At 60.5% G+C, this 16573-nt stretch carries 10 protein-coding genes; 4 read left to right on the top strand and 6 right to left on the bottom strand.

What is annotated here, in order from left to right:
• Positions 1-4 precede the first annotated feature (4 nt).
• The 3 genes from odhB to typA form a co-directional block, all read right to left on the bottom strand.
• The gene (gene odhB / locus HB376_RS01520; RefSeq protein WP_213761657.1) at positions 5-1297 is read right to left on the bottom strand and encodes a 2-oxoglutarate dehydrogenase complex dihydrolipoyllysine-residue succinyltransferase; all 1293 of its coding nucleotides are present in this window, start codon (positions 1295-1297) and stop codon (positions 5-7) included.
• Between the two features lie 225 nt (positions 1298-1522).
• Positions 1523-4381, bottom strand: coding sequence for a 2-oxoglutarate dehydrogenase E1 component (locus tag HB376_RS01525; protein ID WP_213761658.1), 2859 nt, complete (start codon positions 4379-4381; stop codon positions 1523-1525).
• A gap of 313 nt (positions 4382-4694) precedes the next feature.
• Entirely contained in the window at positions 4695-6521 is a 1827-nt protein-coding gene (typA, locus tag HB376_RS01530; protein ID WP_213761659.1) for a translational GTPase TypA, read from the bottom strand.
• A gap of 414 nt (positions 6522-6935) precedes the next feature.
• Here typA and HB376_RS01535 point away from each other — a divergent pair, with 414 nt between their 5' ends.
• The 4 genes from HB376_RS01535 (at position 6936) to HB376_RS01550 (ending at position 12012) form a co-directional block, all read left to right on the top strand.
• Complete coding sequence (locus HB376_RS01535; RefSeq protein ID WP_213761660.1) at positions 6936-7457, top strand: MarR family transcriptional regulator; 522 nt, start codon at positions 6936-6938, stop codon at positions 7455-7457.
• 132 nt (positions 7458-7589) lie between these two features.
• Positions 7590-9122 carry an efflux transporter outer membrane subunit gene (locus HB376_RS01540; protein ID WP_213761661.1) on the top strand — a complete coding sequence of 511 codons (1533 nt, stop codon included), beginning with the start codon at positions 7590-7592 and terminating at the stop codon, positions 9120-9122.
• Positions 9123-9164: 42 nt separating this feature from the next.
• On the top strand, positions 9165-10421 hold the full coding sequence (locus HB376_RS01545) for an efflux RND transporter periplasmic adaptor subunit (RefSeq protein ID WP_213761662.1): 1257 nt from the start codon (positions 9165-9167) through the stop codon (positions 10419-10421).
• Between the two features lie 31 nt (positions 10422-10452).
• Positions 10453-12012 (top strand): DHA2 family efflux MFS transporter permease subunit, encoded by a 1560-nt coding sequence (locus tag HB376_RS01550; RefSeq protein WP_213761663.1) that lies wholly within the window; start codon positions 10453-10455, stop codon positions 12010-12012.
• 69 nt (positions 12013-12081) lie between these two features.
• Here HB376_RS01550 and truB read toward each other — a convergent pair whose 3' ends face one another.
• From truB to infB, 3 genes are all read right to left on the bottom strand, one after another.
• Positions 12082-13011, bottom strand: a complete 930-nt coding sequence (gene truB, locus HB376_RS01555) for a tRNA pseudouridine(55) synthase TruB (protein ID WP_213761664.1) — start codon at positions 13009-13011, stop codon at positions 12082-12084.
• 3 nt (positions 13012-13014) lie between these two features.
• Positions 13015-13434: a 30S ribosome-binding factor RbfA gene (rbfA, locus tag HB376_RS01560; protein ID WP_213761665.1), complete on the bottom strand. Its 420-nt coding sequence runs from the start codon at positions 13432-13434 to the stop codon at positions 13015-13017.
• A gap of 113 nt (positions 13435-13547) precedes the next feature.
• Positions 13548-16550 carry a translation initiation factor IF-2 gene (gene infB / locus HB376_RS01565; RefSeq protein WP_213761666.1) on the bottom strand — a complete coding sequence of 1001 codons (3003 nt, stop codon included), beginning with the start codon at positions 16548-16550 and terminating at the stop codon, positions 13548-13550.
• Positions 16551-16573 lie beyond the last annotated feature (23 nt).

A 16573-nucleotide genomic window follows, 5' to 3' on the forward strand; every position in this document is an offset into this window, starting at 1 on the left:
GGACTTACAGGTCCAGCAGCAAGCGAGCCGGATCTTCCAGCGCATCCTTCATCGCGACCAGCGACAACACGGCTTCGCGGCCGTCGATGATCCGGTGGTCGTAAGACAGCGCCAGGTAGTTCATCGGACGAATCACGATCTGGCCGTTCTCGACCACCGCGCGTTCCTTCGTTGCGTGCACGCCCAGGATGGCCGACTGCGGCGGGTTGATAATCGGCGTGGACAACATGGAACCGAACACACCACCGTTCGAGATCGAGAACGTACCACCGGTCATTTCTTCGATCGACAGCTTGCCGTCACGCGCTTTCACGCCGTATTCAGCAATCTTCTTCTCGATATCAGCCAGGCTCAATTGATCCGCATTGCGAACGATCGGCACCACGAGACCTCGCGGCGAACCAACAGCAATACCGATGTCGAAGTAACCGTGATAAACGATGTCGTTACCGTCGATCGACGCATTCACCAGCGGGTACTTCTTCAGTGCATGGACGGCAGCCTTCACGAAGAACGACATGAAGCCGAGCTTCACGCCATGTTCCTTTTCGAACTTGTCCTTGTACTTGTTGCGCAGGTCCATTACCGGCGCCATGTTCACTTCGTTGAACGTGGTCAGGATGGCGTTGGTCTGCTGCGACTCGAGCAGACGCTCGGCGATACGTGCGCGCAGACGGGACATCGGCACGCGTTGTTCCGGACGATCCTTCAGCCATTGATCCGCACCCGGCGCCTTTACATCCGGCAGGGACGGACGTGCGGCCTTGGCCGGCGCTGCCTTTGCAGCAGGCGCGGAAACCGAAGCGGACACCACCGGCGCGCCTTGCGTGGCAGCCAGTGCGTCACCCTTGGTAATACGGCCATCGCGGCCTGAACCCGAAACCTGGTCACTTGAGACATTCTTCTCAGCCAGGATCTTGGCGGCAGAGGGAGATGCGGAGGTGTTCGAAGCAGCAGCCGTTGCCGGTGCGGCTTCCTGTTGCGGCTGAGCGGCCGGTGCCGGCTGCACTTCAGCAGCGCCTGCTGCGGCGGCAACCGGTGCTGCGCCCGCTTTCGCTTCCGTATCGATCGTCGCGATCAATTCTTCGGCCGTCACGATATCGCCGTCATGCTTGATCACTTGCCCCAGCACGCCTGCAGCCGGTGCCGGCACTTCCAGCACGACCTTATCCGTTTCGACTTCGACGAGAATTTCGTCGATAGCAACTGCTTCGCCCGGCTTTTTCTTCCACGTCAGCAAAGTGCCTTCCGACACGGACTCAGAGAGCTGGGGAACCTTGACTTCTACGATAGACATTATGTTTTTTCCTGAATGTATCTGGGTACAACGTCAATTCTTGGAGAGTTCGACGCCGTCAATTCCTGGGTGACCAGAGCGTGTCAATGCAGCGCGCGTCTAACGGGTATGACCGGTCGCGAGCGCTGCGTCTGCATTCCACGTTCAAAATCGAAACTCGAATCACAGGACAGCGCATGAAAAACCGGGGAGCCGCCAAAAGCCGCGCTCCCCGGTCACAGCCGTTTATTTCGAGATCGTCTGCGCGCCCTTCAGCCGGCCAAACGCGCCTTCGATCAGCGCCTTCAGCTGCTCGTAGTGCTTCGCGTAGTAACCGACTGCCGGGGATGCCGATGCCGGACGGCCGCTGTAAGCCAGCTTCTGTCCATCACGCATGCCTTCACGCAGATGATGCTCGACGTAGAACCAGGCGCCCTGGTTCTGCGGCTCGTCCTGTGCCCAGACCACTTCGGTCGCGTGTTCGTATTTCTTGATTTCCGCGTCGAACTGCTTGTGGGCGAACGGATACAACTGCTCGATACGGATGATCGCGACGTCGTTCGCCTTCGCTTCGCGACGATGCGCCACCAGGTCGTAATACACGCGACCTGAGCACACGATCACACGCTTGACCTTCTTCGGCTCGATCGTGTCATCCACTTCGCCGATGATCGGCTGGAACGAGCCCTTCGCCAGTTCCGACAGATCCGACACCGCTTCCTTGTGACGGAGCAGCGACTTCGGCGTAGCGACGATCAGCGGCTTCCTGAACAAGCGGATCATCTGACGGCGCAACAGATGGAAAATCTGCGCCGGCGTGGTCGGCTGGACCACTTGCATGTTGTGATCCGCGCAAAGCTGCAGGAACCGTTCGATACGTGCCGACGAGTGCTCCGGACCCTGACCTTCATAACCGTGCGGCAGCAGCATGGTGAGACCTGAAACACGGCCCCACTTCACTTCGCCCGACGAGATGAACTGGTCGATCACGACTTGCGCGCCGTTCACGAAGTCACCGAATTGCGCTTCCCATGCGACGAGCGTGTTCGGTTCCGCGGTCGAATAACCGTACTCGAAACCGAGCACCGCTTCTTCGGACAACACCGAGTCGATCACGGTGAACTTCGCCTGACCTTCGGCAATGTTCTGCAACGGAATGTACGTACCGTCGTTCCAGCGTTCGCGGTTCTGATCGTGCAGCACAGCGTGACGGTGCGTGAACGTGCCACGGCCTGAGTCCTGGCCCGTCAGACGCACGGCGTAGCCCGATGCCACCAGCGACGCGTAAGCGAGATGCTCGCCCATGCCCCAGTCGAGCTTTGCATCGCCACGGCCCATCGCGCGACGGTCGTTGATCACGCGCTCGACCAGCGGATGCACCTTGAAGTTATCGGGCACCGTGGTGATACGGTCCGCGAGGCGCTTCAATTCTGCGAGCGGCACGGCCGTATCAGCCGCGTCGGTCCACTTGCGGTTCAGGAACGGCACCCAGTCCACCGCGTACTTGCTCTTGTAGTTCGAGAGCACCGGATCAACCGTGTGGTGACCGTCGTCCATTGCCTGGCGATACGCCTTCACGTAACCATCGGCGTCTTCAGCCGTGATCACGCCCTGCTGCACGAGCTTTTCAGCGTACAACGCACGCGTACCCGGGTGCTTCGCAATCGTCTTGTACATCAGCGGCTGCGTAACAGCCGGCGTGTCCTGCTCGTTGTGACCCAACTTGCGGAAACAGATGATGTCGACAACCACGTCCTTGTGGAACTGCATGCGGTAATCGATAGCCAGCTGCGTGCACAACACGACCGCTTCAGGATCGTCGCCGTTCACGTGCAGCACCGGCGCTTCGATCATCTTCGCCACGTCCGAGCAATACAGCGTCGAACGCGCATCGCGCGGGTCGGACGTCGTAAAGCCGATCTGGTTGTTGATGACGATATGCAGCGTGCCGTGCGTGCCGTAGCCGCGCGTTTGCGCGAGGTTCAGCGTCTCCATCACCACGCCCTGACCGGCAAACGCCGCGTCGCCGTGAATCTGGACCGGCAGCACTTGCAGGCCGTCGATGTCGCCGCGACGATCCATCCGTGCCTTCGCCGAGCCTTCGACCACCGGGTTCACGATTTCAAGGTGCGACGGGTTGAACGCGAGCGACAAGTGCACCGGGCCGCCATCGGTTGAAACGTCCGACGAGAAACCCTTGTGATACTTCACGTCACCGGCCGGCAGGTCATCGACGTGCTTGCCTTCGAATTCTGCGAACAGGTCAGCCGGCATCTTGCCCAGCGTGTTCACCAGCACGTTCAAACGTCCGCGGTGAGCCATGCCGATAATGATTTCCTGCACGCCGGCAGCGCCCGCGTGGCGGACGACTTCGTCCATCGACGCGATGAAACTTTCGCCGCCTTCCAGCGAGAAACGCTTCTGGCCGACGTACTTCGTGTGCAGAAAACGCTCAAGCCCTTCGGACGCCGTCAGGCGCTGAAGAATGTGCTTTTTCTTGTCCGGGGAGAAATTCGGGGTGGAACGGATCGATTCGAGCTTCTCTTTCCACCAGCGCTTCTGTTCCGGATCGCTGATGTACATGAACTCGGCGCCGATCGTGCCGCAGTACGTGTCACGCAATGCCTTCACGATCTCGCGCAGCGACGCCTGTTCAAAACCGAAATACAGGTTCTGCGCATGGAACATCTGATCCATGTCGGCTTCGGTGAAGTCGTAGAACGCGGGTTCGAGCTCAGGAATGGCCGGGCGCTCGCGGCGCTTCAGCGGATCGAGGTTGGCCCATTGGGAGCCGAGGAAACGGTAGGCGCCAATCAGCGACTGGACGTAGACCTGCTTGCGCGCGGTCGCCAGATCACCACTGCTTTCGCGCGGCACGAAGCCGTTCGATCTCGCGCGTTGCGCGAACGATTCGACGATAGGGCCGTGGGCCACGTCATTGTGATTCGTCCCATCCGATGCAGGCACGTTCTGCAACGCATCGAAATAGGTACGCCAGGTCTCGGGCACTGACGCGGGATTATCGAGATATGCCTCGTACTGTTCTTCGACGTACGGGGCATTACCGCCGAACAAATAGGAGTTCAGCTGGGAATTCTTCATCATTTTTACGCTCACCTTTCTTCGAGTTTCTCGAGAAATAGCGGGTTACTCAACCTTCCGCAACACGGCCTGACCGTTTAGCGGATTGCGCGAATCAAGTCTGCTTGGAAGGACCTAAAACTGGCAATACTTTCTCTAGCATAGCACAGATCAATACGTCGACGCGCCGATAGCCGCACCCGGAATGCTTATCCAGCGGGCTTTCGAGGACCTTTCGCGAATAAGGGACGCAGTAAACGCTAGGCATTTGTGTGACGCTGACGCAATAAAAAAGCCGCCCGAAGGCGGCTTTTCCCACACGCAAACTCGCGTGAATTTAGTCCACTGCGCCCTTACGGCTGGCGCTGCGACGTTCGTGTTCCTTCAGGTAACGCTTACGCAGACGAATGGATTGCGGCGTAACTTCGACCAGTTCGTCGTCGTCGATAAACTCAACCGCGTATTCCAGCGACATCTGGATGGGCGGCACGAGGCGCACCGCTTCGTCCGTTCCCGACGAACGCACGTTGGTCAACTGCTTGCCCTTGATCGGGTTCACGACCAGATCGTTGTCGCGGCTATGAATGCCGATAATCATGCCTTCGTACAATGCGTCACCCGGCGACACGAACATGCGGCCGCGATCCTGCAGCTTCCACAATGCGTACGCGACAGCCGCGCCATCATCCTGCGAAATCAGCACGCCGTTACGACGTTCGCCCACTCCGCCTTCCCTCACCGGCTGATACGAATCAAACGTGTGGCTCATCAGGCCCGTGCCGCGCGTGAGCGTCAGGAATTCCGACTGGAAGCCGATCAGGCCACGTGCCGAAATACGATACTCAAGACGCGTACGGCCGCGGCCGTCCGACGCCATGTCGAGCATTTCGCCCTTGCGGCGGCCCAGCTCTTCCATCACGCCGCCCTGGTTTGCATCTTCCATGTCGACAGTCAGGTTTTCGTACGGCTCGTGCTTCACGCCGTCGACTTCCGTCATCACCACGCGCGGACGCGACACGGCGAGTTCGTAGCCTTCACGACGCATGTTTTCTACAAGAATGGTCAGGTGCAGTTCGCCGCGGCCCATGACTTCGAACGTGGTTTCGTCGCCGGTTTCATTCACGCGCAACGCCACGTTGTGGTTCAGTTCCTTGAACAGGCGGTCGCGGATCTGGCGGCTTGTGACGAACTTGCCTTCACGGCCAGCCAGCGGCGACGAATTCACCAGGAAGTTCATGGTCAGCGTGGGTTCATCCACGGTGATCATGGGCAGCGCTTCCGGGGTGTCAACGGCGCAAATGGTCACGCCGATACCAATTTCCTCGATACCGTTGATCAGCACGATGTCGCCGGCTTCCGCCTCTTCGACCTGCACGCGCTCCAGGCCCTTGAACGACAGAACCTGATTGATCTTGCGGTTCAGGATCGCGCCGTCAGGACCCGAACGCACGGCGACGGCCATGCCCGGCTTGATGCGGCCGCGCGTGATCCGGCCAATGCCGATACGGCCGACGTACGACGAAAAGTCGAGCGACGTGATCTGGAGCTGCAACGGCGCTTCCGGATCAGCCGGGCGAACCGGAACGTGTTCCAGCACGGCGTCGAACAGCGGACGCATGTCGCCTTCGCGCACGTCCGGGTTCAGGCCGGCATAACCGTTCAGGCCCGACGCGTAGACGATCGGGAAATCGAGTTGTTCTTCGGTCGCACCCAGTTTGTCGAACAGGTCGAACGTCTGGTTGATCACCCAGTCGATCCGCGCACCCGGCCGGTCAACCTTGTTGATCACCACGATAGGCTTGAGTCCGAGCGCCAGCGCCTTCTTCGTCACGAAGCGCGTTTGCGGCATGGGGCCTTCAACGGCGTCCACCAGCAGCAACACGGAGTCAACCATGGACAGCACACGCTCCACTTCACCGCCGAAGTCGGCGTGTCCCGGGGTGTCGACGATGTTGATGTGCGTGCCTTCATACTCGACCGCGCAGTTCTTCGAAAGGATCGTGATGCCACGTTCCTTTTCGATGTCGTTCGAGTCCATCACGCGTTCGACGACTTGCTGGTTCTCTCGGAACGTGGCCGTCTGGCGGAGCAATTGGTCGACGAGCGTAGTCTTGCCGTGGTCGACGTGGGCGATGATGGCGATATTGCGGAGGGCGCGAGTCATAGGAGGCTGAGGAGCTTGTACATACAGTTGAGCGCCGTGGGTGGGTGCAAGCAGCAGGCCGCGGGGCCAACTCAAAAAGTCGACTTAAAAAGTCAACTCAGAAAGAAACCTCCACGCCCCCCGCACTCGGCGCGATGGGAACCCGAGAGTGTAACACGCCGGCGTGTCCTCTTCCTCCCCATCGTGCAATAGGACATAACCCGGAACCGGTTTCCTATTTCAAGACAACCGAAAACCGGCGTCAACGCCTACCGTCAGGCCTCAGCGGGCGTCGCGCGAATCTCAAAATAACAACACCCGTGGCAAGGGCATCAAATTAAGAAGATTCTTAACATGCATGCCGAGGTACTTGCCGGGTCAACTATCTGATTCTATAATCTTGCATAGTCAATTATTGCAAGCGCACGAGAATCCATGAGCGACACCCCCCAGCCGGTTCCCGAAATTGCGAATTATGAACTCAGCGAAAGCGTGGGTTATCTGCTTAGCCGCGTTCGCTCGACTTTGTGGAATAACGTCACGCAACACACCATGGCCGATCTCGGCATCACCAGCACGCAAGCCAGCATCATGTTCATGCTGGCAAGCGGCCGGAGCCTCGCGGCCGCCGATCTGGCGCGCGAATACGGGATCGACGCGAGCGCCGTGACCCGCCTGATCGACCGTCTGGAGAAGCGCGGACTCATTACACGCTTGCGCAGCGAGGAAGACCGGCGGGTCGTCCGGCTGGCGCTGACCGAAGAAGGGCGCGCGCTTGCCGGACAGATTCCGGCAATTTTTACGAACGTTCTCGACAAGCTGCTCTGCGGATTTACGCCAGAGGAAGTAGGCTTCCTGAAAAGCATGCTGCGTCGAATCCTGTTGAATTCGGGTGACCCCGTGTCTGCGGCGCTGCTCGGCATGCAAGAAAAATCCGCTACTAAATCCTCCTATTGATGATCCGTCGCGCGCCGCTGAATGATGCCCGCACAATGACGGCACTTTCCCGTCGCCGGCCGGTATCGTAATAAAAATGAAAGAAATTAGTTGCAGCGTCCATCTTTACACTCCCTATCAAAGAGCCGAGCGATGAAACTCTTTTATTCGTCCGCGTCCGCGCCCGTCGCTGCGCGCAGCGCACTGGCTGCCGCCGTGGCAGCGTTCGCCCTTGCAGGTTGTGCGAACTACGCCGGCATTAAAAGCGACAAACAAATCGCCCAGCCGCAAAGCGACGCGCTGCAAGCCGCGCAAAGCCTGCCGTCGCAAGGCGGTCAGTGGCCATCGCTCGACTGGGCGAAGCAGTTCGGCGATCCGCAATTGCCTCAATTGATCGATGAAGCGTTGGCCGGCAATCCGTCGATTGCGCAAGCACAAGCGCGCATTGCGAAAGCGTCGTCCTATATTGAGTCCTCGCGCTCCAGCCTTTATCCGAAGGTGAACGGCTCGTACTCCTGGTCGCGCGAGCTGTACTCCGGCAACGCGCTCTACCCGCCTCCGTACGGCGGCTCGTGGTATAGCGAAAACAATGCGCTCGTGAGCGCGTCGTGGGACCTTGACCTGTGGGGCAAGAATCGCGCACGGCTGGATCAGGCGGTTTCGCAGCAGAAGGCCGCCGAGGCCGACATGCAGCAGGCGCGCGTGACGCTGGCCGCCTCCGTTGCGCAGACCTATAACCAGCTCGCCCTGCTCTACGCGCTGCGCGAGGTTGCGCAGCGCGAGATCGCGAACCGGACGGACATCGGACGGATCACGAACGGCCGCGTGCTGGCGGGCCTAGATACAAACGTGGAAAGCCGCACCGCCGAAGGCAATATCGCAACGAGCCAGACGAACCTGTCCGAACTCGACGGCCAGATCACGACCACGCGCTATCAGTTGGGCGCATTGCTCGGCCAGGGTCCGGATCGTGGCTTGAAGATCGCCACGCCGGTGCTCAATACGAAGATCGAGGTCACGCTGCCGGACAACGTGCCCGCCGATCTGATTTCGCGCCGCCCGGATATTGTCGCGGCTCGCTGGCAGGTGGAAGCGGCAACGTCGGACATCAAGGAAGCGAAGGCCGAGTTTTTCCCTGACATCAATCTGTCAGCGGCGGCGGGTTTTGATGCGTTCGGGTGGGGCCGCTTTCTCAATTTCACCAGCCGCCAGTTCAACGCGGGGCCAGCCATACACCTGCCGATCTTCGATGCCGGCGCATTGCGCTCGCAGTTGAAAGGCCGTTACGCGGACTTTGACCTGGACGTAGCCAACTACAACCAGACCCTGATCAACGCGCTGAATGACGTCGCCACGCAGATCGCGTCGATCCGTTCGGTGGATCAGCAAGCAAGCGATGCCGCGCGCGCCCTCGATGCCTCGACGCACGCGTATCAGCTCGCCGTGATTCGCTACAAAGCGGGTTTATCGCAGCAATTGCAAGTGCTCACCGCCGATCAAAACCGGCTGGCAAACGAGCAGACCGTGACGAATCTGCGCATGAAGCGCCGTGACCTGCAACTTGGTCTCATCAAGGCGCTGGGCGGAGGTTTTGACGCCGCGGATACAAACCTGGCCATCGACGGGCAAACGTCGAAAAGCGCGGCGTCGCAGACCGCGTCGGCAGCGACCAAGACAGCCAACTGAATCGACTAGCAGCAACCCAAGACAGAGAATACGGAGCCATTCATGAGCGACCCTCAACAAAACGCCGCAGCAGCGCCGGCGCCCAAAACCAACAACACCAAGCGCCGGGTACTGATGAGCCTGATCGTGCTGGTCGTGATCATCGCGGCTATTGCTTACGGGCTGTACTACTTCCTGATCGCGCGTTTCCACGAAAGCACGGATGACGCCTACGTGAACGGCAATATCGTGCAGATCACGCCGCAAGTGGTCGGCACGGTGATCTCGGTGAACGCCGACGACACGCAAACCGTGAAGATGGGCGACCCGCTCGTCGTGCTCGATCCCGCCGACTCCAAGGTCGCGCTCGATTCCGCCGAAGCGAACCTCGCGCAGACGGTGCGCCAGGTGCGCACGCTGTTCGTCAACGACAACCAGTACGCGGCGCAAGTCGCGCTGCGTCAGTCGGATCTCTCGCGTGCACAGGACGACTTGCGCCGCCGCATGATGATTGCGCAGACGGGCGCCGTCTCGGGCGAAGAAATTTCGCACGCCAAAGATGCCGTGCGGGGTGCGCAAGCCTCGCTCAACGCCGCGCAGCAAGAGCTTCAGTCGAATCGTTCGCTCACCTCGAACACGACTATCGCCAGCCATCCGAACGTGCTCGCCGCTGCCGCGAAGGTCCGCGATTCGTACATCAACTATGCACGCAACACCATGCCGGCGCCGGTGACGGGTTATGTCGCGAAGCGTTCGGTGCAGGTCGGCCAGCGCGTCTCGCCGGGCAACCCGCTGATGGCGATCGTGCCGCTGAACGGCGTATGGGTCGATGCCAACTTCAAGGAAGTGCAGCTCACGCATATGCGCATTGGCCAGCCGGTTGAACTCACCGCCGACGTGTACGGCTCCGGCGTCGTGTTCCACGGCAAGGTGATCGGCTTCTCGGCAGGCACGGGCTCGGCGTTCTCGCTGCTGCCGGCGCAAAACGCGACCGGCAACTGGATCAAGGTCGTGCAGCGTCTGCCGGTGCGGATCGGACTCGACCCGCAGGAACTTGAGAAGCATCCGCTGCGCATCGGTTTGTCGATGAACGTGGACGTGACGATCAAGGACGAGAACGGCGGCCAGCTCGGCACCGCGCAGAACACCGTGTATCAGACCGACGTGTTCGCCAAGTACGGCGACCAGGCCGACGCCGAGATCGCCCGCATTATCGAGGCGAACGAAGGCGGTTCGGGCCCGGGGACGGGCGGCGCGCAAAAGACGTCGAAGGACAACGTGCAGCCGGCGACGAAGCAAGATCTCGCCAAGCTGATGTAAGCGCCAGCACAAGTTTTCCCGGAACCGTCCTATGTCTCAACCAAACGCCGTTCATCCGCCGCTAGAGGGCGCGAAACTCGTGATCGGCACGATCGCGGTGTCGCTCGCGGTGTTCATGAACGTGCTCGATACGTCGATTGCCAACGTGTCCATTCCGTCGATCTCCGGTGACCTCGGGGTATCGTCGGATCAGGGCACGTGGGTGATCACGTCGTTCGCGGTCGCCAATGCGATCTCAGTGCCGCTGACCGGCTGGCTCACGCAGCGCTTTGGACAGGTACGCCTGTTCATGACGTCCATCATTTTGTTCGTGCTTGCTTCGTGGCTGTGCGGCCTCGCGCCGACCCTGCCGTTCCTGCTCGCCGCGCGCGTGTTGCAAGGCGCGGTCGCCGGCCCGATGATCCCGCTCTCGCAGACCTTGCTGCTCGCGAGTTATCCCAGGGCAAAAGCGCCCATGGCGCTCTCCATGTGGTCGATGACCACGCTGATCGCGCCAGTCGCCGGGCCAATCCTCGGCGGCTGGATCTCGGACAACATCTCCTGGCCGTGGATTTTCTACGTCAACATTCCGGTGGGGTTCGTCGCGGCCATTGCTACGTTCGTGATCTTCCGCGATCGTGATTCGGTGATCCGCAAGGCGCCTATCGATACCGTGGGTCTCAGTCTGCTCGTGTTATGGGTCGGCTCGCTGCAGATCATGCTCGACAAGGGCAAGGATCTCGACTGGTTCAACTCGACCACTATTGTGGTGTTGACGCTGATCGCCGTGATCGCGCTGGCGTTTTTTATCGTGTGGGAGCTGACGGCGGAACATCCGGTCGTCGACCTGTCGCTCTTCAAGCTGCGCAACTTCACGGGCGGGACGATCGCGCTTGCGATCGGGTATGGCCTGTACTTCGGCAATCTCGTGCTGCTGCCGCTGTGGTTGCAGACCGACATTGGCTACACGGCGACCGATGCCGGCCTCGTGCTCGCGCCGGTCGGCCTGTTTGCCGTCGTGCTCTCGCCAGTGGTGGGCAAATTCCTGCCACGCATCGATCCTCGCAAGATCGCAACCGCCGCGTTCCTCGTGTTCGCGCTCGTGTTCTGGATGCGCTCGCGCTATACCACCGGCGTCGATACCTTCTCGCTGATGATGCCGACCTTGATCCAGGGTATCGGCATGGCTGGATTTTTCATCCCGCTCGTGTCGATCACGCTGTCCGGGCTGCCGGGAAGCCGGATTCCAGCGGCATCGGGGTTATCGAACTTCGTGCGGATCATGTGCGGCGGTATTGGCACATCGATTTTTTCGACTGCTTGGGACCATCGGTCGAATATTCATCACGCGCAACTCGTGGAGCAGGCCAATTTGTATAACCCGAACTTCACTGCTTCCATGCAGCAGTTCGGTGCGGCCGGCTTCAGCCAGTCGCAGGGTTATGGACTCTTCAACAGCATGGCCACGCAGCAGGCCGCGCAGTTGGGCGTGAACGACTTGTTCTATATATCGGCAGGGATTTTCGTCGCGCTGATCGCGTTGATCTGGATCACGAAACCGGAGAGATCCGGCGGCGGAGATTCGGCGGCCGCGGCTTCGGCGGCACATTGAAGCTTGTTTGATCCGCAATAAAAAACGCCACGAAATTTCGTGGCGTTTTTTTGTTCCTTCGGCCGATCTTCAAGCCGCCGATACCACCAGCCGCTCCGGCGCCAACACACCTTCACCCGCTCGCGCGACACCGAGCAGACGCTTGTCGTCGAGCGCGTAGACACGCACGCGGTCCGCCTCAGCGGGTGCATCCGCAATATCCGATAACTTCAGCCGCTGCCCCTGCACGAAACGACGCGTGGCGTCGGCGTCGAGATGAACGGCCGGGAACGTGGACAACAACGCATCCACCGGTTGCAGCCAGCTATCGCGCTCGGCGGGCGCAGCTTCTGCAAGCGTGTCGAGCGTGACCGCGTGTTCGAGCGTCAACGCTCCCACTCCGGTGCGGCGCAGCGCAACCAGATGCGCGCCACATCCCAGCGTCTCACCCATATCCTCGGCAAGCGTCCGCACGTAAGTGCCTTTGCTGCACGTCACGCGAAATGTCACATCCGGCAACGCGCACGCGATCAGATCAAGCGCGTGGATGGTCACGTTGCGCGCTTCGCGCTCGACCGTCTGCCCGGCGCGTGCGTACTCGTATAACGGCTTACCGTCGCGCTTAAGCGCTGAATACATCGGCGGAATTTGCGCGATTTCGCCGCGAAAGTGCGCCATGGCAGCGTGGATCGCGGCTTCGTCGCAGGTTACATCGCGTGTTTGCAGCGCTTCACCTTCGGCATCCCCGGTGGTTGTGCGCACGCCGAGACGCATGGTCGCTTCGTAGGTTTTATCGGCTTCGAGCAAATCCTGCGAAAACTTGGTCGCTTCGCCGAAACACAAGGGCAGCAAACCAGTCGCGAGCGGATCGAGCGTACCGGTATGCCCGGCCTTCTTCGCGAGATAGATTTTCTTGGCGCGAATCAGCGCGTCATTGCTCGACAGTCCGAGCGGCTTGTCGAGCAGCAACACGCCATCCAGCAGACGACGCGGGATCTTCGGGCGGGTAGAACCGTTCATCGATCAGGCGCCCTTCTCGTCGTCGGCTTTGTTTTCTTCTTCGGCGGCGTTGTCTACTTCGTCGTCCTTCGCGCGCGTGGAATTCGCTTCATCGATCAGTTTCGACATTTCCACCGCTCGCACGACGGTCTGGTCGTAGTGGAAATGCAGCGTCGGCACCGTGTGAATATGCAGGCGCTTGAACAGCAGATTGTGCAAATGCCCCGCCGCATGATTCAACCCGGCTTCCGTTTCCTTCGGATCGCCGGTCAGCGTCGTGAAATACACCTTCGCGTGCGCGTAATCAGGCGTCAGTTCGACGCTCTGAAACGTCACCATGCCGATGCGTGGATCTTTGACATCGCGCACCAATTCGGAGAGATCGCGCTGGATCTGATCCGCGATCTGCACATTGCGGTTGGGTGAAGTACGTTTCTTGGCCATGATGTTTCCATAAATTTGTATGCGCCGGACTCATGCGCGAGGACGCCCAGGCAAATAAAAAGGGCGGAGCGGGCGTGAAGCCCCCTCCGCCCTCGAGTCCAGCGGTGAATCTTTTATAGCGTACGCGCGACTTCGGTGACTTCGAAGATCTCGAACTGATCGCCTTCCAGCATGTCGTTGTAATTCTTCAGCGACATACCGCACTCGAAGCCCTGACGCACTTCCTTCGCGTCGTCCTTGAAGCGCTTGAGCGAATCGATCTCGCCGGTGTGAATGACCACGTTGTTGCGCAGTACACGCACCATCGAGTTCCGCTTGACCACACCGTCGGTGACCATACAACCCGCGATCGCACCGATCTTCGGCACACGGATGATCTGGCGCACTTCCACCATACCCGTGATCACTTCGCGCTTCTCCGGCGCCAGCATGCCCGACATGGCCGCCTTAACTTCATCTACAGCGTCATAGATGATGTTGTAGTAACGGATGTCGATACCGTTCGACTCCGCCACCTTGCGCGCCTGAGCATCGGCCCGCGTGTTGAAGCCGATGATGACCGCCTTCGATGCCGTTGCCAGGTTGACGTCCGACTCGCTGATCGCGCCGACCGCGCTGTGCACGATCTGCACGCGCACTTCGTTGGTCGAGAGCTTTTGCAGCGACTGCACCAGCGCTTCCTGCGAACCTTGCACGTCGGCCTTGACGATCAACGGCAGGTTCTGCACGTTGCCTTCCGTCATGGACTCGAGCATGTTTTCGAGCTTCGCTGCCTGCTGCTTCGCGAGCTTGACGTCGCGGAACTTGCCTTGACGGAACAGGGCGATTTCACGCGCCTTGCGTTCGTCCGGCAGAACCATGACTTCTTCACCGGCGCCCGGCACTTCCGACAAACCTTGAATCTCGACCGGAATCGACGGACCTGCCGACTTGATCGGCTTGCCGGTTTCGTCGAGCATGGCCCGGACGCGGCCAAAAGCCGAACCCGCCAGCACGATGTCACCGCGATTCAACGTGCCCGACGTCACCAGGATGGTCGCAACCGGACCCTTGCCCTTGTCGAGCTTCGCTTCGATCACGAGACCCTTGGCAGGTGCATCGATAGGCGCCTTCAGCTCCATCACTTCAGCTTGCAGCAAAAGGTTTTCCAGCAAGCTTTCGATGCCAACACCCGTCTTCGCCGACACTTCGATGAACGGCGAATCACCACCGTATTCTTCCGGCACGACGCCTTCGGCAACCAGTTCCTGCTTCACGCGCTCAGGAGCCGCACCCGGCTTGTCGATCTTGTTGATCGCCACGACGATAGGCACGCCACCCGCCTTCGCGTGAGCGATGGCTTCCTTCGTTTGCGGCATCACGCCGTCGTCGGCTGCGACCACCAGGATCACGATGTCCGTTGCCTTTGCACCGCGGGCACGCATGGCCGTGAAGGCCTCGTGACCCGGCGTGTCCAGGAACGTAATCACGCCGCGAGGCGTTTCCACGTGATAGGCGCCAATGTGCTGCGTAATCCCGCCCGCTTCGCCCGACGCGACCTTCGCGCGGCGAATGTAATCGAGCAGCGAGGTCTTGCCGTGGTCGACGTGACCCATGACCGTGACGACCGGAGGACGCGGCAGGCGTTCGCCCACTTCTTCCTGCGTTTCGCCTTCGGAGAGCAGCGCTTCCGGATCGTCCAGCTTGGCCGCAACCGCGCTGTGACCCAGTTCTTCGACGACAATCATCGCCGTTTCCTGGTCCAGCACCTGGTTGATCGTGACCATCTGGCCCAGCTTCATCATCACCTTGATGACTTCCGACGCCTTCACCGACATCTTGTGCGCCAGATCCGCCACCGACACGGTTTCCGGCACGTGCACTTCCCGCACCACCGGTTCCGTCGGCGCCTGGAAGTTGGTCTGATCCTGATGCTTGCCACGACCCTTCGGGCCGCCGCGCCAGCCGCGATCCACACCGCCGCTGGTGTCGCCACGCGTCTTGATACCGCGGCGCTTGGCTGCATCGTCCTGCCAGCTGCTCTTGCCACCGGCCTTCTTCTTGTCCGGTCCCAACGACGGCGTGGTGGCCGCCGGTGCACCTGCAGCCGGCTTCTTCGCGACTGCAGGACGTGCCGGCGCCGAACCTTCCGGCCGTGCTGGCTTGTGCAGCGTACCCTTGGCTTCCGCAGCCTTCGCGCCTTCCGCCACCTTGGCGGCGGCCGCAGCTGCTGCCGCGGCGGCAGCCACGACGGCGGGCGACGGCTCAGGCGGTTTCGCCTGTTGAGCCTTACGCGGCGTATTCATCATTTCGCGGATAGCACGCGCTTCGGCTTCTGCCGCTGCACGGCGTTTTGCGATCTGGTCGTGCTCGGCACGCGCCTTTTCGGTCGCGGCGCGCGCGCCGTCTTCCGCCTTCTTCGCGGCTTCGCGTTGAGCGGCACGCTCGGCGGCGGCCTTCTCGTCGACCTGAGGCGCCACGACTTCAGCCTTCACCGGTTCGTCAGCGACCTGTTCCGTCTTCGACTCCGTGCGGGATTCCTTACGCGCTGTAGACGCAGCACGCGAGATTTCCGCGGCTTCCGCCTGAGCGGCAGCACGCTTCGCCTCTTCTTCCTCGGCACGGCGGCGCTCGGCTTCAGCAGCCGCTTCACGCGCGACCCGCTCAGCCTCTTCGCGCTCAAAGCGTTCCTGGCGTTCCTTCAACTCCAGCGCTTCTTTCTCGAGCAATTCGGCCGCGTGACGCGCCTCTTCGTCGCGACGCTGCAATTCGGCTTCGTCCACTTCGTCTTCTTCGACGTGGTTCGCACCTTCAACGACCTGTTCAACACCGCTCTGATCGCGCTGCACGAACACGCGCTTCTTGCGGACCTCGACCTGAATGGTGCGAGCTTTACCCGTAGAGTCGGACTGTTTGATTTCCGACGTATGCCGGCGGGTCAAAGTGATCTTGCGTTTGTCGGCATCGGCGGAACCGTGGGACTTCCGCAAGTGTTCGAGCAGGCGCGACTTGTCCGTCTCGGACAAATCGTCATCCTCGCTCGCTTTCGTGACGCCAGCCGCCTGCAACTGCTCGAGCAGGACGCCCGCAGGCATTTTGAGTTCCGCGGCAAATTGGGCTACGTTGTTACTCGCCATTCATTCCTCTTGATGCAAGGACA

The sequence above is a fragment of the Caballeronia sp. dw_19 genome (genome assembly GCF_018449515.1).
In the GTDB taxonomy this organism is placed as follows: Bacteria; Pseudomonadota; Gammaproteobacteria; order Burkholderiales; family Burkholderiaceae; genus Caballeronia.